Raw genomic sequence first — 16,330 nt, 5'->3', positions numbered from 1 at the left:
GCCTGGAACAGTGGTCTTGACCTGGGAAGACGATGATCCAGGTCGATCGGGCAGCGGAACTGTAACGTTGAACGTTGTACCGGTCAACGGATCAGCGCTGCAGCAAGATCACGATCACGTCAAAGTGCGGAAGTGCTTGGTCCGCCGTCCGTTTCACGGTCGTCGGGCTCGGTCAGGCCGGGCGGGACACGGGCCGTTCGGAGACGAGGTGGAGGAGGCGGTCCGCTGCTTCGGCGTCGGTGACGAGGGTGTTGACGATGCCGGACCGCAGGACCGCGTCTATGGCACGCGCTTTTGGCGTCGTGTAGCCGACCGCGATCACCTCGGGGACCGCGCGGAGCTGCTCGTGCGGGATGGCCAGCACGTGGTGGGAGAGACCGGTGGACACCGCGTTGCCGTCGGCGTCGAAGAGCCGGGCGGCGATCTCGGCGGTGACGCCGAGCTCGCGGATCGACTCGCGTTCGGCAGGGCTGAGCGCGTCGTAGACGGTGGACTCGTTGTCCTGCCACGCCCCGATGCTCACCACCGCCTTGGTCAGGTGCCGGAACTGCTCGAAGGTCTCCGCGATGCCCGGCTGGGCGCGCAGGATCTCGGTGGTGCGGCGGTCGGGGAGCACCAGCGGCCCGTAGATGGGGTAGGACTCGCCGCCGCTGACCGCGGCCACCCGGCCGACCGTCTCCACCGAGCGGTCCCGCATGTCCATGCCCGCCTGGACGCCGCACAGCTGCACCACCGGGCACTTCGGGAGGCTGCGGATCGCCTCGGCCATGGCGTTGACCGAGCGCGCCCACGACAGGCCGATGACGTCTCCTCCCACCGTGATCTCGGAGAGGAGCTGCGCGGCCAAGGCGCCCATCCGGCGGCGCAGCTCCGCCCGATCGGTTCTCGACTGCGCTCGGTTGAGCACCAGCGCGCGGCGCAGCCCGTAGGCCGTCCGGAGCTGTTCGGATCGCTCCACGTCGACCGGGAAGGGCAACTCGAAGGAGATCTTCACCAGCCCGTCCTCCTGCGCGGAGGACAGGACGCGGGCGGCCTTGAAGCGGCTGATGCCGAACTCCTCGGCGATCTCCAGCTTCGAACGCCCGGCCACGAAGAACCGGTGTGCGATGGCGGCCGCCGTCATGGTGTCGATCAGTCCGCTCCGCGGTCGAGTGGTGCTCATATGAGCACTCTAGCGTGAAAGCGGCGTGAAAGCTTGACGCAGTGACCTGTGGACCTCTTCAATGCCTTTCAGATTCAGGGCCGAGTACAGCGCAGTTCGCTCAGATGAGCGCTCTGGAGGCGGAGGTGTCATGCGCGCCGCGATCATCGACGAGCCCGGTTCCACCCGGGTGGGCGACGTACCGGATCCGGTACCGAGGGAGCGCCAGCTGGTGGTGAAGGTCGGTGCCACGGGGATCTGCGGCACTGACGTGCACATCGCGGACGGGCACTTCCCGCCCACGCCTTACCCGATCGTGCCGGGGCATGAGTTCGCCGGTGAGGTCGTCGAGGTCGGGCCGGAGGTGCCGGGCGAGTGGCGGGTCGGCGACCGGGTCGCGGTGGACCCGTCGCTGTTCTGCGGCTACTGCACGCCCTGCCGCAACGGCCACGGCAACCTGTGCGCGAACTGGGGAGCCACCGGCGACACCGTCGACGGCGCGTTCGCCGAGTACGTCGCGGTGCCGTCGGCGAACTGCTACCGGATGCCCGACGAGATGACGTGGCAGCAGGGCGCGCTGGTCGAGCCCGTCTCCTGCGCGGTGCACGGCGTGCGCCAGATCGGCGTCGAAGCCGGCGAGCGGTTCCTGGTCATCGGCGCGGGAACGATGGGCCTGCTCGTGCAGCAGCTGCTGCAGCGCGCGGGCGCGCAGGTCACCGTGGCCGACCGCAACGGCGCGCGGCTCCCGCGCGCGGAGCGGCTGGGTGCGGTCGCCGCCGTCGAGGACGCCGGCGAGCTCGAGGCGAACTTCGACGCCGCCGTGGACTGCACCGGTGCCGCCCCGGCCATCGAGACCGCCTTCGACAAGGTGCGCCGCGGCGGGCGGCTGCTGGTGTTCGGCGTCGCCCCCGCCGACGCGCGGATTTCCCTGTCCCCCTTCCGCATCTACAACGACGAGATCAAGATCGTCGGTTCGATGGCGGTGCTGCACAGCTTCGGCCCGGCGCTGGACCTCATGGCGATGGGTGCGATCAACAGCGACGAGCTGCTCACCGACGCGCTGCCGCTGGAGGAGTTCGGCAAGGCGCTCGAGCTGATGCGCAGCGGTGCCGGTCTCAAGGTCCAGGTGCTGCCCGGAGGTGCGGATGCCTGAGTGGCTGCGGCGCAGCCGGGTGCGGCTCGCGCTGCTCGCGGTGGTCGGCCTGCTGCTGACCAGTTGCGCAGGAGCCGGTGCCCTCGGCTCCGGTGGCCGAACCCTGGTGATCGCGATCGTGTCCAACCCGCAGATGGAGGACGCGGTCGCGCTCAAGAGCGAGTTCGAGCGGGACAACCCCGGCATCAACCTGAAGTTCGTGCAGCTGCCGGAGAACCAGGCACGTGCGAAGATCACCGCGTCGACCTCCACCCAGGGCGGCGAGTTCGACGTGGTGATGATCAGCAACTACGAGACCCCGCAGTGGGCGGCCAACGGGTGGCTGGAGAACCTGCAGCCCTACATCGACCGCACCCCCGGCTACGACCCGGACGACTTCATCCCCAGCATCCGGGATTCGCTGTCGCACCAGGGATCGATGTACGCGGTGCCGTTCTACGGCGAGTCGTCGTTCCTGACCTACCGCGAGGACCTCTTCGAGCAGGCAGGCCTCACCATGCCGGAACACCCGACGTGGCAGCAGATCGCCGACTTCGCCGCCAAGCTCGACAACCCCGCGGCCGGCGTCGCGGGGATCTGCTTGCGCGGCAAGCCCGGTTGGGGCGAGAGCCTGGCGCCGTTCTCCACGGTCGCCAACACCTTCGGCGCCCGCTACTTCGACGAGGACTGGAACGCCCAGATCACCTCACCGGAGTTCAAGCGGGCGGCGGAGTTCTACGTCAACCTGGTCCGCGAGCACGGGGAGGTCGGCGCTTCCAGCGCCGGGTTCTCCGAGTGCGGCACGCACTACGCGCAGGGCCAGGCCGCGATGTGGTACGACGCGACCGTCATGGCCGGCACCAACGAGGACCCCGCCGAGAGCAAGGTCGTCGGCAAGAACGGCTACGTGTCCGCACCGGTCGAGCGCACCCCCGAAGCCGGGTGGCTCTACACCTGGTCGCTGGCGATGCCCAAGGTCGCCAAGGACAAGGACGCCGCCTGGCGGTTCATGAGCTGGATGACCTCCAAGCAGTTCGTCAAGCAGGTCGGCGGCGCCTTCGGCTGGAACCGGGTTCCGCCGGGCGTGCGCAAGTCGACCTACGAGATCCCCGAGTACCAGCAGGCCGCTGCCGCCTACGCCAAGCCGACCTTGGACGGGATCGACAAGGCGCAGCAGGCCAACACGATGGCGCACCCGGTGCCGTACCCGGGCATCCAGTTCGTCGGCATCCCCGAGTTCCAGGACCTGGGGACCCGGATCAGCCAGCAGTTGTCGGCGGCCATCGCCGGGCGGATCACCGTCGACGAGGCCCTGGAGCAGTCCCAGGAGTACGCCGAGACCGTCGGTGAGGCCTACCGGGAGACGCGATGAGCCAAACGGTCGTCGAAGAAGGAGAAGTTCGGGCGCCGGTGGTGCCGAAGAAGGAACCGGCGGCCTCGAGCGCCTGGCTGCGCCGCGCGCCCTTGTTGCCGGCACTGCTGTTCACTGTGCTGGTGACGCAGGTCCCGTTCTTGATGACGGTGTTCTACTCGTTCCAGTCCTGGAACCTGGTGCGACCGGGATCGCGGCACTTCGTGGGCCTGCGCAACTACGTCGACGTGTTCGCCGACAGCCAGTTCCGCGGCGCGCTGGTCAACACCGTGGTGCTGACGGTGGTGTGCGTGTTCGCCTCGATGCTGCTCGGCCTGGGGCTGGCCGTCCTGCTGGACCGGAAGTTCGTGGGACGCGGCGTGGTTCGCACCTTGCTGATCACACCGTTCCTGATCCTGCCCGCTGCGGGCGCGCTGCTGTGGAAGACGACGATGTTCGACCCGACCTACGGGCTGTTGAACTTCGTCCTCGGCGGCGACACCGACTGGCTGGCGGAGTACCCGCTGGCGTCGGTGATGACGCAGATCACCTGGCAGTGGACGCCGTTCATGATGCTGCTGATCCTGGCCGGCCTGCAGGGCCAGTCCAAGGAAGTGCTGGAGGCCGCGGCGGTCGACGGCGCCGGCCGGTGGCGCACGTTCGTGTCCATCACGCTGCCCCAGCTGTCGCGGTACCTGCAGCTGGCCGGTCTGCTGGGGGCGATCTACATCGTCAACAGCTTCGACGCGATCTTCCTGATGACGCAGGGCGGTCCCGGTACCGCGAGCACCAACCTTCCCTACTACATCTACCAGCGCGCGTTCGAGGGCTTCGACATCGGCCAGTCCTCGGCGATGGGCGTCGTCGTGGTCATCCTGACCCTGATCGTGGCGAACTTCGCGCTGCGCTTGATGTTCCGGACCTTCGGATTGAGCGAGGTGCGCTGATGCCCACCGCGAACCCGAGCGGCCGGTGGGCGCTGACCGCGTTCACCTGGATCGTGGCGATCTTGTTCGTCTTCCCGTTGCTGTGGATGGTGCTGACCTCCTTCAAGGAGGAGTCCGACGCCTACACCGACCCGCCGAAGCTGCTGTTCACACCGACGCTGAGCCAGTTCGCCGGCATCCTGGAGCGCGGTTTCGTGCCGTACCTGGGGAACTCGGCGTTCGTGACGGTGGTGTCGACGCTGCTGGTGCTGCTGCTGGCGATCCCGGCCGCTTACGCGCTGTCCATCGCGGCGGTGCCCGGTACCCAGGGCGTGCTCGGGTTCTTCCTGTCCACGAAGATGCTCCCGATCGTGGCGGCGATCATCCCGCTCTACGTCATCTCGCAGAACATCGGTCTGCTGGACCACGTCTGGGCGCTGGTCATCCTCTACACCGCGATGAACCTGCCGTTGGCGGTGTGGATGATGCGCTCGTTCTTCCTGGAAGTTCCCCGGGAGATGGTCGAGGCCGCCCGCGTCGACGGCGCGCCGCTGCCGGTGCTGCTGTTCCGGGTTGTGCTGCCGGTCGTGGCACCCGGCATCGCGGCAACCGCGCTGATCTGCGTGATCTTCTCCTGGACCGAGTTCTTCTACGCGGTCAACCTCACCGCCGCCCAGGCCGGCACGGTGCCGGTGTTCCTGGTCGGCTTCATCACCAGCGAGGGCCTGTACTGGGCGCAGTTGTCAGCAGCGGCGCTGCTGGCCTCACTGCCGGTGATGGTCATCGGCTGGGTCGCGCAGAACCACCTGGTGCGCGGTCTGTCGATGGGTGCGGTGAAGTAGTGCCGGAGTGGCCAGGCCGCCGGAAACGCACTTTCGCGCGATCCGACGGTCTGGCAGGAAAATCTCCCCCGAAGATGGGAGACATGGCTCACATCGTGTGCCACCAGTGGTGAATCAAGGACGTTGGACCTAGCGCTTGCGGCCCTCCGTTCGGCATGCTGTCCGTAACCGCTCAGTCACGGGTTGGTGCTTTTCGGAGGTTTGACGCTTGTTGGCCAGGGAGACGACCATGGAACAGACCAGGATCGGCACGTCCGCGTGGAACGCAGGCGACCAACACGCCCGCCGGGCGTCCGTTCCTCATGAGGTTCCAGCGCCCCGTGCCGCCGACGAGCTCAGCGGCAAGCCTCGCCTGGTGATCAACCGCGGGAACGCGGTCGGCAGCGGTTTCGTGCTGCAGGGCGAGCGCACCACGATCGGCCGCGACTCCTCGAGCGACATCGTGATCGACGACTTCACGGTGTCCAAGCACCACGCCGAGGTCCGGCGTCGCGGTGACGACCACGTCCTCGTCGACGGCGGTTCGCTCAACGGCACCTACCTCAACAGGCTGCCCGTCGACACCGCGGTCCTGCACGACGGCGACGAGATCTGGGTGGGCAAGGCCCGCTTCACCTACCGCACGGGTCTGTGAGCCCCGGTGCGTGGCGCGGGCCGACCGGGGGTTTTCGAAGCGCCCCCGGTCGGCCCGCGCCGGCACGTCACCCTCGATCAGGCCTGCCCGTTCTCGTGCAGGTCCGCGGGTCGCAACGCCAAGGTGGCACCGAGGCCGATGAGGCCGGTGAGCACGAGGTAGCCGCACGCCAGCCAGGGCGAGCCAGCGCCGGCGGCGATGAGCGCGGTGATGACCAGCGGCGTCAGACCTGAGGCGTAGATGCCGGAGAACTGGTAGACGAACGACATCCCGGTGTAGCGCGAGCGGACCGGTGCGAGTTGGGCGTAGAGGGTTCCCTGCGGCGCGTACAGCAGCGCGTGCACCACGCCCAGCACGAGCACGATGATCAGTCCGGACAGCAGCACGTCCCGCGTCTGGAAGGCCAGGAACGCGGGGTAGACCGCGAGCGCGAACAACCCCGCGCCGAACGCGTAGGCGCGCCGCGGCGTGATGCGGTCGGTGAGCCGGCCGAACACCGGCAGCAGCACGGCGAGGGTCACCGACGCGAACATCACCGAGACCAGCACGCCGTTGCGCGGCAGGTGCAGCGACGAGGTCGCGTAGGACAGGAAGAACACCGCCCAGGTGTTGAACGCGGCGCCCTCCGCCCACCGGGACAGCAGCCCCAGCAGGGTGTTGCGGCGCGTGGTGCGGTCGCGGAACAGCTCCACCAGCGGAGCCTTCGCGGCGCCCTGGGTTGTCCGCATCCGCTCGAACGCCGGTGTTTCGGCGACGCGCAACCGGATCACCAGGCCGATGAGCACCAGCACGATGCTCACGCCGAACGCGATCCGCCAGCCGTAGCCGAGGAACTGCTCGTCGTCGAGGACGTTGCCCAGCAAGGCGAAGAGCCCGGTGCCGAGGCCGAGGCCGAGCGCGAGGCCGACCTGGGGCCAGGCGCCGTACCAGGCGCGCTTGCCGGGTGGTGCGTACTCGACGGCCATCAGCACCGCACCGGCCCACTCGCCGCCGATCGCCAGGCCCTGCACCACGCGCAGCAGCACCAGCAGCAGGGGTGCCAGCAGCCCTACCTGCTCGTAGGTGGGCAGCGCACCCATCGCCGCGGTGGACAGGCCCATCAGCAGCATCGTGCTGACCAGCGTGCGCTTGCGTCCGATCCGGTCGCCGACGTGGCCGAACAGCACCCCGCCCAGCGGGCGTGCGACGAAGCCGACGAAGAACGTCGCGAACGCCAGCATCGTCGAGACCGTCGGGTCGTCGGTGGGGAAGAACAGCTCGTCGAACACCAGGCTCGCCGCGGTGCTGTACAGGAAGAAGTCGTACCACTCGACGGTCGTGCCCATCAGGCTCGACACGATCACGGTGCGGACGTCCTTGCGCGAGACGTCGCGCACATCGGGAGCAGGCTTCAGGCCCGCGGTCATCGCTGCCTCCCAGGGCCCGGCGTCCAGCCGGTTGAGAACGTGTGTCGGGAACGGGTCAGGAACCCGAACACGCCGCGGACGCCACCCGGAGCAGGTCCACGTGGTGGCGCGTCGTCAGCAGTGCGGAAGGCAGCACGCCTGGAAGCGTGCGAGGCTGGCGGGCCCGAGGTCAAGTGGTGTCGAGATCGTCCACTTCCTGGGACGCGCTGCCCGCCCGTTGACTTCACGCCGATCTCGGACCAACGATGAACCCGTGGAACTCCTGACCCGCCGCCGCCACGTGGACTTCTTGCGCGTGGCCGCGCAGGCCTGTCGCAGCTGACCCTCCTCGCGCACATCCCGATCGGCAGTCCACATCGGACTTCAGGAGAAGCAGATGTCTTTGACGTTCCACTGGTTCCTGCCCACCTACGGCGACAGCCGCTACCTCGTCGGCGGCGGCCACGGCACTCCCACGCACACCGCCGGTGGCGCCCGACCGGCCACGCTGGCCTACCTGGGGCAGATCGCGCGCAGCGCCGAGCAACTCGGCTTCGAAGGCGCGCTGACGCCGACCGGCGCGTGGTGCGAGGACGCCTGGCTGTCGACCGCGATGCTCGCCGAGGTCACCGAGCGGCTGAAGTTCTTGGTCGCCTTCCGGCCGGGTCTGCTCTCGCCGACGCTCGGCGCGCAGATGGCCGCCACCTTCCAGCGGCACTCCGGGAAGCGACTGCTGCTCAACGTCGTCACCGGCGGTGAGAGCCACGAGCAGCGCGCCTACGGCGACTTCCTGGACAAGGAGGCCCGCTACGCGCGGTGCGACGAGTTCTTGGAGGTCGTGCGCGGGCTCTGGCGCGGCGAGCGGGTCGACTTCAGCGGCGAGCACGTGCGCGTCGAAGGAGCCGAGCTCACCCGGGTGCCCGACCCGGTGCCCGCCGTGTACTTCGGCGGGTCCTCGCCGGCCGCCGGCGATGTCGCCGCCAAGCACGCCGACGTCTACCTGACCTGGGGTGAGCCGCCGTCGAAGGTGGCCGAGAAGATCAGCTGGATCCGCGAGCTGGCGGCCGCGCAGGGGCGCACCCTGCGCTTCGGCATCCGGCTGCACGTGATCAGCCGCGACACCAGCCAGCAGGCCTGGGCGGAGGCGCAGCGGCTGCTCGACGCCCTGGACCCGTCGGTCATCGAGCAGGTGCAGGCGGGCTTGGGCCGCAGCGAGTCCGAGGGGCAGAAGCGGATGCTGGAACTGCACCGGGGCTCGACCTCCGACCTCGAGATCTACCCGAACCTGTGGGCCGGTGTCGGCCTGGTGCGCGGCGGTGCGGGCACGGCGCTGGTGGGCAGCCACACCGAGGTCGCCGAGCGCATCGAGGAGTACCACGCGCTGGGCATCGACGAGTTCGTGCTGTCGGGGCACCCGCACCTGGAGGAGGCGTACTGGTTCGGCGAGGGAGTCCTGCCGATCCTGGAGCGCAAGGGTCTTTGGCGGCACCCGGCCCGGGAGGCGGACGAGTCCGCCGCGGCGAGCATCCCCTTCGCGGGAGCGCCCTCGCCCGCATCCTGAGCCGAGCGAGGAGGTCGGTCACGCCCGTCGAGCGCGTCACCCGGGGGAGGCTCGACCACGTCGTGCCGGAGGACGTCACCGTGCAGCGGAGCGTGCTGCACGGTGACGTCGCGGCCGTGTCCGGCTGGCTCAGCGGCGCAGCGACTTGATGACCAGCTGGCCGATGACGAGGTAGACCAGGGCGGCCAGGCCGTAGTTCAGGACCACGCCCAGCAGCGCGTCGTCCGGGGTGAACACATCACCCAGGCCCAGGACCAGCGTCTTGGCCAGCACGTAGACGACCGAGACGAACTCGTTGCCCTGGTTGGCGTCGAAGACGACGAACAGCACGTGCAGCAGGAAGATCGTGAGCACCACGCCGAGGACGACGCGAACGATGTTCGCCACGCGGTCGGAGTTCTCCTCGCGGCGGCGGCGTTCCTCGTAGTGCTCGTCGTACGGCGGCTGCGGGGGATAGCCGCGGCCCTGCGGCGGGTAGGGCCCGCCTTGCTGGGGCGGGTACGGGCCGTGGCCTTGGGGCGGCGGGTAATTCATGGTGCGCGATTGTGGTTGTCGAAGAGCGTTCAGAACAACCCCGCGGCGAATGCAGAAGTGCTGCGAGGATCGCCACGATCGACGGTCGAAAGTGGAAGGATTCCTACAACCCGTGGCTGCCCAGGAATTTCGGAGTCGTTGTTCCGAGAAGTGGTTTCAGCGCCAGTGTGGAACGTTGTTCCCGCGTGATCCCGCCGTGGCCGCATCGTTGCCGAAAGCTGTGGGGTTGGTCCTATTCCGAAGGCACGATCGTCTGCCATGCTCGCCCGCCGCGCTAGGTCGGGGAGCGCGAAAAACCGTGCCTGACAATCGACTTCTTCGGATGGCAGATGAATTACGCTCAGCAACAGATGCTACACGCGCAGCCACCTCACCATCGACCGAAACGCCGCAGCCCCGGCAAGAAGATCCTCGCCGTGCTCCTGGTCCTGGTGCTGGCGCTGGTCGGTTTCCTGATCTACGTGGACTTCTCGCTCAAGCGGGAGGACGCGCTGCCGGCCTCCGGTGAGCGTCCCGCCGACGGCCCCGGAACCAACTGGCTGCTGGTGGGTTCCGACAGCCGCGAGGGTCTGGACCCCGAGCGCCAGGCCGAGCTCGGGACCGGTGACACCGCCGGGCGGCGGACCGACACCGTGATGCTCGTGCACATCCCGGAGAGCGGCGGCAAGCCCACGATGGTCAGCCTGCCGCGCGACTCCTACGTCACGGTTCCCGGGCACGGCAAGGACAAGCTGAACTCGGCCTTCGCCTACGGCGGCCCGCAGCTGCTGGCCCAGACCGTGGAGGCCTCCACTGGCGTGCGCGTGGACCACTACGCCGAGATCGGTCTTGGCGGCTTCGCCGACATGACCGACGCCATCGGCGGCGTGGACATCTGCGTGGAGGAGCCGATCCAGGACCCGAAGGCCAACCTCGACCTGCAGGCGGGCTGCCAGGAGCTCACCGGCCCGCAGGCGCTGGGCTACGTGCGCACCCGCGCCTCCGCTCGCGGTGACCTGGACCGGGTCGAGCGGCAGCGCGAGTTCCTCGCCGCGCTGACCGAGAAGGCCGCCTCGCCGGCCGTCTTCCTCAACCCGCTGCGACTGTTCCCGCTGATCCTGGACACCTCGGGCGCGTTCATCGTCGACACCCACGACCACGTCTGGCACCTCGCCGGCCTGGCGTTCGCGATGAACGGGATCGCCTCCGGTCAGGGTGTGACCACCACGGTCCCGATGTCCGGCTTCGGCGAGACCAGCGACGGCGCGTCGGTCGTGAAGTGGGACAGCGACAAGGCCGAGACGCTGTTCGGTGCTCTCGCCAACGACACCGAGGTCCCGGCAGAAGTCATCGTCACCGGAAAGTGAGTCAGGCGCTCCGGCGCCCAAGAGGAATGAATTCTTCCTCTTGGGCGCCGGAGCTCTTCTTCGCGGACGAAATTCCTTCAGGCGTCGGCGGCGCAGCGGAAACCGAGGTTGCCGCTCGAACTGTCCGGTGTGTTCGACGTTCTCGCCGCGACCCGGTAGCGGTTGCAGTAGGAGTCGTGGCACAAGTAGGAACCGCCGCGCATCGCGCGGTTGTCGGAGTTCTCGGAGAACCGGTCCGCGCACCATTCCCACACGTTCCCGGAAACGTTGTGCAATCCGAAACCGTTGGGCTCGAAGGAATTCACCGGTGCCGTGCCCACGTGGCCGTCCTCGGCGGTGTTGCGCACCGGGAACTGCCCCTGCCAGATGTTGCAGCGGTGCTCGCCGCCCGGGGTGAGCTCGTCGCCCCACGGGTAGCGGGCTTGGTCGAGGCCGCCGCGCGCCGCGTGCTCCCACTCGGCCTCGGTCGGCAGCCGCTTGCCCGCCCACTTGCAGTAGGCGGCCGCGTCGTGCCAGGACACGTGCACCACCGGGTGGTCCCAGCGGCCCTCCACGTCGCTGCCGGGCCCTTCCGGGTGACGCCAGGAGGCGCCGCTGACGCCGCACCACCACGGGGTCTGCTCCGGGCGCGGTGACTCCTTGCGCAGGTGTCCCGGCAGGAACTTGGCGAAGACGTAGGTCCAACCGAACCGCTCGGCCTCGGTGACGTAGCCGGTGTCGTCGACGAAGTCCGCGAAGCGCGCGTTGGACACCGCGCACGGGTCGATGGCGAAGGAGGACACGCGGACCTCGCGGATCGGCCCTTCGGCGTCGTCGGGGAACCCGTCGGGGTCCTCGGTCCCCATCCGGAACACGCCGCCGGGCAGCACGACCATGCCGTCCAGGTCACCGCTGCCCCGGGTGACCTGCTGCTCCGGGCCGGACGCCGGACCGGAACGCGACGGAGGGCAACAGCCCGCCACTCAGCACACCTCCCGAACTCGTCTTGCGCTGCGCGACGACGTTACCCGCGCGCGACCGGCGCGGACCGCCCTGGACGGCGCCGGGTGTGACGACGGCAACGCGCGGGAACCGGGACCCACCCGGCACCGACATCTGCACCAGGAGCACCACGCGCGGACGGAGACGAGATGAGCACGGGCGAGACCACCACCGGCGAGCAGCGCAGGACCACGAGCAGTGGGGCGGCGCTGCGCCCGCTGGTCCTGCGCCTGCACTTCTACGCAGGACTGCTCATCGCTCCGTTCCTGGTCGTCGCGGCCACCACCGGACTGCTGTACGTGTTCACCCCGCAGCTCGAGCAGCTGGTGCACAGCCGCGAGCTGCACGTGCCGGCGAGCCCGCGGACCGTGTCGGTGCACGACCAGCTGGAGGTGGCCCAGGCGGCGCTGCCCGGCGCGTCGCTGATGTCGATCCGCACGGCACCTACGCCGACCGACACCACGCAGGTCATCTTCGCGGCCCCCGACCTCGAGGAGAGCTTCCGCCGCACGGTCTTCGTCGACCCGCACACCGCCGAGGTCCGGGGCGTCCTGGAGACCTACGGCGACAGCCAGGCCCTGCCGGTGCGCGCCTGGGTCGACAACCTGCACCGGGGCCTGCACCTCGGCGAGCCCGGCAGGCTCTACAGCGAACTGGCCGCCAGCTGGTTGTGGGTGGTGGCGCTGGGCGGACTGCTGCTGTGGTTCCGGCGCCGCCGCGCTTCCCGCACGGGCCTCGTGCTCCCGGACACCGGTGCGCGCGGCCGGAAGCGGCTGCTGTCCTGGCACGGCGTGCTCGGCACCTGGACCGCGGTGGGACTGCTGTTCCTGTCGGCGACCGGGCTGACCTGGTCGGTCCACGCCGGCGCGAACGTGACGGCGGTGCGCGAGGCGTTCTCGTGGGAGACGCCGACGGTGTCGGCCACCTCGGCGCACCAGGGCCACCACGGGCACGGCGGGCACGCCGCGCACACCGGGACCGACGTCGGTCCGGACCGGGTGCTGCGCGTGGCGGAGGCGCAGGGTGTGACCGGGCCGGTCGAGCTCAGCCCACCGACCTCCGGCGGCGCCTACGTGGTGCAGCAGGTGCAGCGGCACTGGCCGACCCAGCAGGACGCGGTGGCTGTGGACGCCACGACCGGTCAGGTGGTCGAGACGGTGCGGTTCGCCGACTGGCCGCTCATGGCCAAGCTCGCGCGCTGGGGCGTCGACGCCCACATGGGACTGCTGTTCGGCCTGGTGAACCAACTCGTGCTGGCGGCACTGGTGGTGGCGCTGCTGACGGTGATCGTCCTCGGCTACCGGATGTGGTGGCACCGCCGCCCGGCAGGGACCTTCGGCGCTCCGAGCGCCCGCGGGGCCTGGCGCCAGGTGCCGCTGCGCGTGCTGCTGCCGCTGGGCGCGGTGACGCTGCTCGTGGCGATCTTCCTGCCGCTGCTCGGGATCTCGCTGCTGGGCTTCCTCGTGCTCGACACGGCGCTGGGCCGGTGGCGGGCCGCTCGCGGCTGAACGTGACGTCGGTCATCCGCTTCGCCAACACCGCTGGTGCGCACGGTTCCTCGATCATCCCGGCAAAATCAGTTTGACGATCGCGGATGATGGGAGAGGTCTGGTGCGTTGAGGGATGCGTCCGCGCGCTCGCACGAGATCGTGACGGACGTCGTCGTCCGGATCGGGCGCCGAGGTGGACCGGAGCTCTGGGGGGATGAGCATGCTCGCGAAGGGGAGGGTCCACGTGACTCCCCGGCGCAGGAACTGCTGACAGCCCGCGCCCGCACGACCGTCGCGCACACCGAACCCGGGAGGACCGGTTCGCGGTCGCGCGCGGCCTCCACCACGCCACCCGTCAGCGACGAGGCGACCCCGGGCGGCATCCCGGCCGGGAGGAACAGCGGCCACCACCTGGCCCCACACGAACGAGGTGCATGACGACCCATGACCGAGACGGCCGCGATCGCGGAACCTGAGCGGGTGACCACACCGCCGAGGGCCAGCGTGCTGCTCAGCGTGCTGGTCGCCTCGGCGTTCGTGATGATCCTCAACGAGACGATCCTGAGCGTCGCGCTGCGCGACCTCACCGTCGACCTCCACGTCTCCACCACGACCGTGCAGTGGCTGACCAGCGGGTTCCTGCTGACCATGGCGGTGATCATCCCGATCACCGGGTTCCTGCGGGAGCGCTTCACCCCACGTCAGGTGTTCCTCGCCGCGATGGCGATGTTCAGCCTCGGCACGCTGATCAGCGGGCTGGCACCCGGGTTCGCGGTGCTCCTGCTCGGCCGCGTGGTGCAGGCGGCGGGCACCGCGGTGATGCTGCCGCTGCTGATGACCTCGGCGATGCGCCTGGTCCCGGCTGACAAGCGCGGCGCCACGATGGGCACCATCACGATCGTCATCGCGGTCGCCCCCGCGGTGGGCCCGACCATCGGCGGTGCGGTGCTGTCCTCGCTGGGCTGGCGCTGGATGTTCTTCATCGTGCTGCCGCTGGCGCTGATCGCGCTGGGCATCGGTGCGGTGTGGATGCGGCTGGAAGGCGAAACCCGCGCGGTGCCGCTGGACCTGCTGTCGGTGCTGCTGTCCGCGCTCGGCTTCGGCGGGCTGCTCTACGGCCTGTCGGCCATCGGTGAGGCCGGTGGTGGGCACACCGTTCCGCCGTGGGTGCCGCTGGTCGTGGGTGCCGTGGCGCTGGCCGTGTTCGTGGCCCGGCAGCTGCGGTTGCAGCGCGACGACAAGGCGCTGCTCGACCTGCGCCCGTTCACCCACCGCTCGTTCGTGGTCGCCCTCGTGCTGGCCGCGCTGCTGTTCATGTGCCTGCTGGGCGCGGCCGCGATCCTGCTGCCGCTCTACCTGCAGACGGTGCTGCGGACGAGCACGTTCGTCAGCGGCCTCGCGGTGCTGCCCGGTGGTCTGCTGATGGGTCTGATGGGCCGGCCGGTCGGGCGGTTGTTCGACCGCATCGGCCCGCGCCCGCTGGTGATCCCGGGTGCGGCGGCGATGGCGGTGTCGCTGTGGTTGTTCGCCACGCTGAGCCCGGATTCCTCGCTCGGCGCGGTGATCGGCTTCCACCTGCTGCTCATGCTGGGGCTGAGTCTGATGATGACGCCGCTGATGACCTCGTCGCTGGGCGCGCTGCCGGACCACCTCTACTCCCACGGCAGCGCGATCCTGGGCACGTTGCAGCAGGTCGCGGGCGCCTTCGGCACGGCGGTGTTCGTGACGGTGTCGTCGCTGACCTCGACCAACCCGGCCGGCATCCCGGACGCCGCGGGTCTGCGCACGGCGTTCGTCGTGGCCGGCGTGATCGGTCTGCTCGCCTTCGGCACGGCCCTGTTCATCCGCAAGACCGACGGGCACGGCGCCCCGGCGGCGGTGCACTGACGGAAACTGCTCCCGGGGGGCGGACTGAGCAGAGCAGTCCGACCTCCCGGGAGCGTTCTCAGACCGGTGCGGTGGCGCCGGGGAGGCGCTGCTCGTAACGCAGGATTCGGGCGAGCCGGGCCAGACCGCCGAAGAACGCGCGCTGGAGCCAGGCTGGGGTCCTGGCGAGGTAACCGTCCTGGGCCTCCCAGAGCAGCGCCAGCGCGAGCGGGTTGCGCGGCAGCCCGGAACGGGTGGTCGCTCCGGCGGTGTCCAGGGCGTGCCAGAGCTCGAACATGCGCCGGTGCCGCAGCGGCGGGCGGACCTCGTGGTCGAGGACGACGTCGGCGGTCAGGGTGCGGAACTCGTGGACCTGACGCGCTCCGGCCGAGGCGGACTCGCCGGGCCCGAGGGTGAGTTCCCGTCCGTCGATGCGGAACCACAGCCGTCCCCGCCGGGCGGTCCACCGCTCGGTCAGCAGCGGGTGCCAGTGCGGGCCCGCCTGCCGCGCGGGTCGTGGCAGCCGGTGCTCGATGCGCAGGAACGGGCCTTGCTCGTCGCTGCCTTCGTCGACGAACGTGACCCGGCGACCATCGCGGAAGACCAGCGTGTCCGGCATCGCACCCACCCCCGTGTGAAGGCTGCCTTCGTAATTAGCAAGGTAGCCTTCTTTCCATGTCGGCGGAAGGCCAGACCCTGCTCAGGTTGCTCGTGCAGAGCGCCACCGCGTTCGAGCGGCGGCTCAACGACGGCCTGCGCGCCGAGCTCGGCGACGAGCTGCGTCCGGCGCACTACGCCGTGTTCCGCTACCTCGACCCTGCGGGATCGCGGGTGTCCGAGCTGGCCGAAGCCGCCGGGATGACCCAGCAGGCGATGGGTGAGCTGGTGACGCACCTGGAGCGGTGCGGCTACGTCGAGCGCCGACCCGACCCGGCCGACGGGCGCGCCCGGCAGGTCGTGGCCACGCCGGCCGGGCGGGCGGCGCTGCGGGTCGCGGCCGACCGCATCCGCGCGATCGAGCAGGCCCTCGGCGACCACCTCGGCGCCGACGAGCTCTGCCAGCTGCGGAAGCTGCTGGTGCGCCTCGACGAAGGGCTGCGGGAGAGCTGATCCGCCCCGAGAGGTCTCGCGGCGGACCAGC

Annotated in this window: 16 protein-coding genes; 10 read left to right on the top strand and 6 right to left on the bottom strand. The window is 69.8% G+C overall.

What is annotated here, in order from left to right:
• Positions 1-172 precede the first annotated feature (172 nt).
• Positions 173-1,162 carry a sugar-binding transcriptional regulator gene (locus tag EIL87_RS18630; protein ID WP_125091840.1) on the bottom strand — a complete coding sequence of 330 codons (990 nt, stop codon included), beginning with the start codon at positions 1,160-1,162 and terminating at the stop codon, positions 173-175.
• A gap of 130 nt (positions 1,163-1,292) precedes the next feature.
• On the opposite strand from EIL87_RS18630, the gene EIL87_RS18625 reads away from it, so the two are divergent.
• The 5 genes from EIL87_RS18625 (at position 1,293) to EIL87_RS18605 (ending at position 6,026) form a co-directional block, all read left to right on the top strand.
• Complete coding sequence (locus EIL87_RS18625) at positions 1,293-2,294, top strand: zinc-dependent alcohol dehydrogenase family protein (RefSeq protein WP_125091839.1); 1,002 nt, start codon at positions 1,293-1,295, stop codon at positions 2,292-2,294.
• The gene (locus tag EIL87_RS18620) at positions 2,287-3,645 is read left to right on the top strand and encodes an ABC transporter substrate-binding protein (RefSeq protein WP_125091838.1); all 1,359 of its coding nucleotides are present in this window, start codon (positions 2,287-2,289) and stop codon (positions 3,643-3,645) included. Before EIL87_RS18625 ends, EIL87_RS18620 begins: the two co-directional genes overlap by 8 nt.
• Positions 3,642-4,571 carry a carbohydrate ABC transporter permease gene (locus tag EIL87_RS18615; RefSeq protein WP_125091837.1) on the top strand — a complete coding sequence of 310 codons (930 nt, stop codon included), beginning with the start codon at positions 3,642-3,644 and terminating at the stop codon, positions 4,569-4,571. Before EIL87_RS18620 ends, EIL87_RS18615 begins: the two co-directional genes overlap by 4 nt.
• Positions 4,571-5,392, top strand: a complete 822-nt coding sequence (locus EIL87_RS18610) for a carbohydrate ABC transporter permease (protein ID WP_125091836.1) — start codon at positions 4,571-4,573, stop codon at positions 5,390-5,392. The genes EIL87_RS18615 and EIL87_RS18610 overlap by 1 nt, the downstream gene beginning before the upstream one ends.
• Before the next feature lie 229 nt (positions 5,393-5,621).
• Entirely contained in the window at positions 5,622-6,026 is a 405-nt protein-coding gene (locus EIL87_RS18605) for an FHA domain-containing protein (protein WP_125091835.1), read from the top strand.
• A gap of 77 nt (positions 6,027-6,103) precedes the next feature.
• Here EIL87_RS18605 and EIL87_RS18600 read toward each other — a convergent pair whose 3' ends face one another.
• Entirely contained in the window at positions 6,104-7,432 is a 1,329-nt protein-coding gene (locus tag EIL87_RS18600; protein WP_125091834.1) for an MFS transporter, read from the bottom strand.
• A gap of 55 nt (positions 7,433-7,487) precedes the next feature.
• Positions 7,488-7,568: a putative leader peptide gene (locus tag EIL87_RS27965; RefSeq protein ID WP_407690561.1), complete on the bottom strand. Its 81-nt coding sequence runs from the start codon at positions 7,566-7,568 to the stop codon at positions 7,488-7,490.
• A 240-nt stretch (positions 7,569-7,808) separates the two neighbouring features.
• On the opposite strand from EIL87_RS27965, the gene EIL87_RS18595 reads away from it, so the two are divergent.
• A complete protein-coding gene (locus EIL87_RS18595) occupies positions 7,809-8,972 on the top strand; it encodes an LLM class flavin-dependent oxidoreductase (RefSeq protein ID WP_125091833.1) in 1,164 nt (387 codons plus the stop codon).
• Positions 8,973-9,101: 129 nt separating this feature from the next.
• On the opposite strand, the gene EIL87_RS27520 is transcribed toward EIL87_RS18595, so the two are convergent.
• Positions 9,102-9,506, bottom strand: coding sequence for a hypothetical protein (locus EIL87_RS27520; protein WP_233576361.1), 405 nt, complete (start codon positions 9,504-9,506; stop codon positions 9,102-9,104).
• A 416-nt stretch (positions 9,507-9,922) separates the two neighbouring features.
• Between EIL87_RS27520 and EIL87_RS18585 the strand changes: the two genes are divergently transcribed.
• Positions 9,923-10,852 (top strand): LCP family protein, encoded by a 930-nt coding sequence (locus tag EIL87_RS18585; RefSeq protein ID WP_325049482.1) that lies wholly within the window; start codon positions 9,923-9,925, stop codon positions 10,850-10,852.
• Positions 10,853-10,929: 77 nt separating this feature from the next.
• Here EIL87_RS18585 and EIL87_RS18580 read toward each other — a convergent pair whose 3' ends face one another.
• Positions 10,930-11,814, bottom strand: a complete 885-nt coding sequence (locus EIL87_RS18580; protein WP_407690555.1) for a formylglycine-generating enzyme family protein — start codon at positions 11,812-11,814, stop codon at positions 10,930-10,932.
• Between the two features lie 168 nt (positions 11,815-11,982).
• Here EIL87_RS18580 and EIL87_RS18575 point away from each other — a divergent pair, with 168 nt between their 5' ends.
• Together EIL87_RS18575 and EIL87_RS18570 are read left to right on the top strand one after the other, a co-directional pair.
• Complete coding sequence (locus tag EIL87_RS18575; protein WP_125091831.1) at positions 11,983-13,341, top strand: PepSY-associated TM helix domain-containing protein; 1,359 nt, start codon at positions 11,983-11,985, stop codon at positions 13,339-13,341.
• Between the two features lie 426 nt (positions 13,342-13,767).
• Positions 13,768-15,210 (top strand): MDR family MFS transporter, encoded by a 1,443-nt coding sequence (locus tag EIL87_RS18570; RefSeq protein WP_125091830.1) that lies wholly within the window; start codon positions 13,768-13,770, stop codon positions 15,208-15,210.
• Between the two features lie 58 nt (positions 15,211-15,268).
• Here the strand turns inward: EIL87_RS18570 and EIL87_RS18565 are convergent, their stop codons facing one another.
• Positions 15,269-15,808 (bottom strand): cupin domain-containing protein, encoded by a 540-nt coding sequence (locus EIL87_RS18565; RefSeq protein ID WP_125091829.1) that lies wholly within the window; start codon positions 15,806-15,808, stop codon positions 15,269-15,271.
• 56 nt (positions 15,809-15,864) lie between these two features.
• Between EIL87_RS18565 and EIL87_RS18560 the strand changes: the two genes are divergently transcribed.
• Positions 15,865-16,299, top strand: coding sequence for a MarR family winged helix-turn-helix transcriptional regulator (locus EIL87_RS18560; RefSeq protein ID WP_125091828.1), 435 nt, complete (start codon positions 15,865-15,867; stop codon positions 16,297-16,299).
• The last annotated feature ends 31 nt before the right edge of the window (positions 16,300-16,330 follow it).

This window comes from Saccharopolyspora rhizosphaerae, from assembly GCF_003931915.1.
Classification (GTDB): Bacteria; Actinomycetota; Actinomycetes; order Mycobacteriales; family Pseudonocardiaceae; genus Saccharopolyspora; species Saccharopolyspora rhizosphaerae.
This window is presented reverse-complemented; position numbering and strand designations above follow the sequence as displayed.

Coding starts and splice junctions, on each gene's coding strand:
- EIL87_RS18565 (WP_125091829.1), bottom strand. CDS start 15,808: ATGCCGGACACGCTGGTCTTCCGCGATGGTCGCCGGGTCACGTTCGTC.
- EIL87_RS18570 (WP_125091830.1), top strand. CDS start 13,768: ATGACCGAGACGGCCGCGATCGCGGAACCTGAGCGGGTGACCACACCG.
- EIL87_RS18615 (WP_125091837.1), top strand. CDS start 3,642: ATGAGCCAAACGGTCGTCGAAGAAGGAGAAGTTCGGGCGCCGGTGGTG.
- EIL87_RS18575 (WP_125091831.1), top strand. CDS start 11,983: ATGAGCACGGGCGAGACCACCACCGGCGAGCAGCGCAGGACCACGAGC.
- EIL87_RS18560 (WP_125091828.1), top strand. CDS start 15,865: ATGTCGGCGGAAGGCCAGACCCTGCTCAGGTTGCTCGTGCAGAGCGCC.
- EIL87_RS18625 (WP_125091839.1), top strand. CDS start 1,293: ATGCGCGCCGCGATCATCGACGAGCCCGGTTCCACCCGGGTGGGCGAC.
- EIL87_RS18610 (WP_125091836.1), top strand. CDS start 4,571: ATGCCCACCGCGAACCCGAGCGGCCGGTGGGCGCTGACCGCGTTCACC.
- EIL87_RS27520 (WP_233576361.1), bottom strand. CDS start 9,506: ATGAATTACCCGCCGCCCCAAGGCCACGGCCCGTACCCGCCCCAGCAA.
- EIL87_RS18620 (WP_125091838.1), top strand. CDS start 2,287: ATGCCTGAGTGGCTGCGGCGCAGCCGGGTGCGGCTCGCGCTGCTCGCG.
- EIL87_RS18630 (WP_125091840.1), bottom strand. CDS start 1,162: ATGAGCACCACTCGACCGCGGAGCGGACTGATCGACACCATGACGGCG.
- EIL87_RS18595 (WP_125091833.1), top strand. CDS start 7,809: ATGTCTTTGACGTTCCACTGGTTCCTGCCCACCTACGGCGACAGCCGC.
- EIL87_RS18600 (WP_125091834.1), bottom strand. CDS start 7,432: ATGACCGCGGGCCTGAAGCCTGCTCCCGATGTGCGCGACGTCTCGCGC.
- EIL87_RS18605 (WP_125091835.1), top strand. CDS start 5,622: ATGGAACAGACCAGGATCGGCACGTCCGCGTGGAACGCAGGCGACCAA.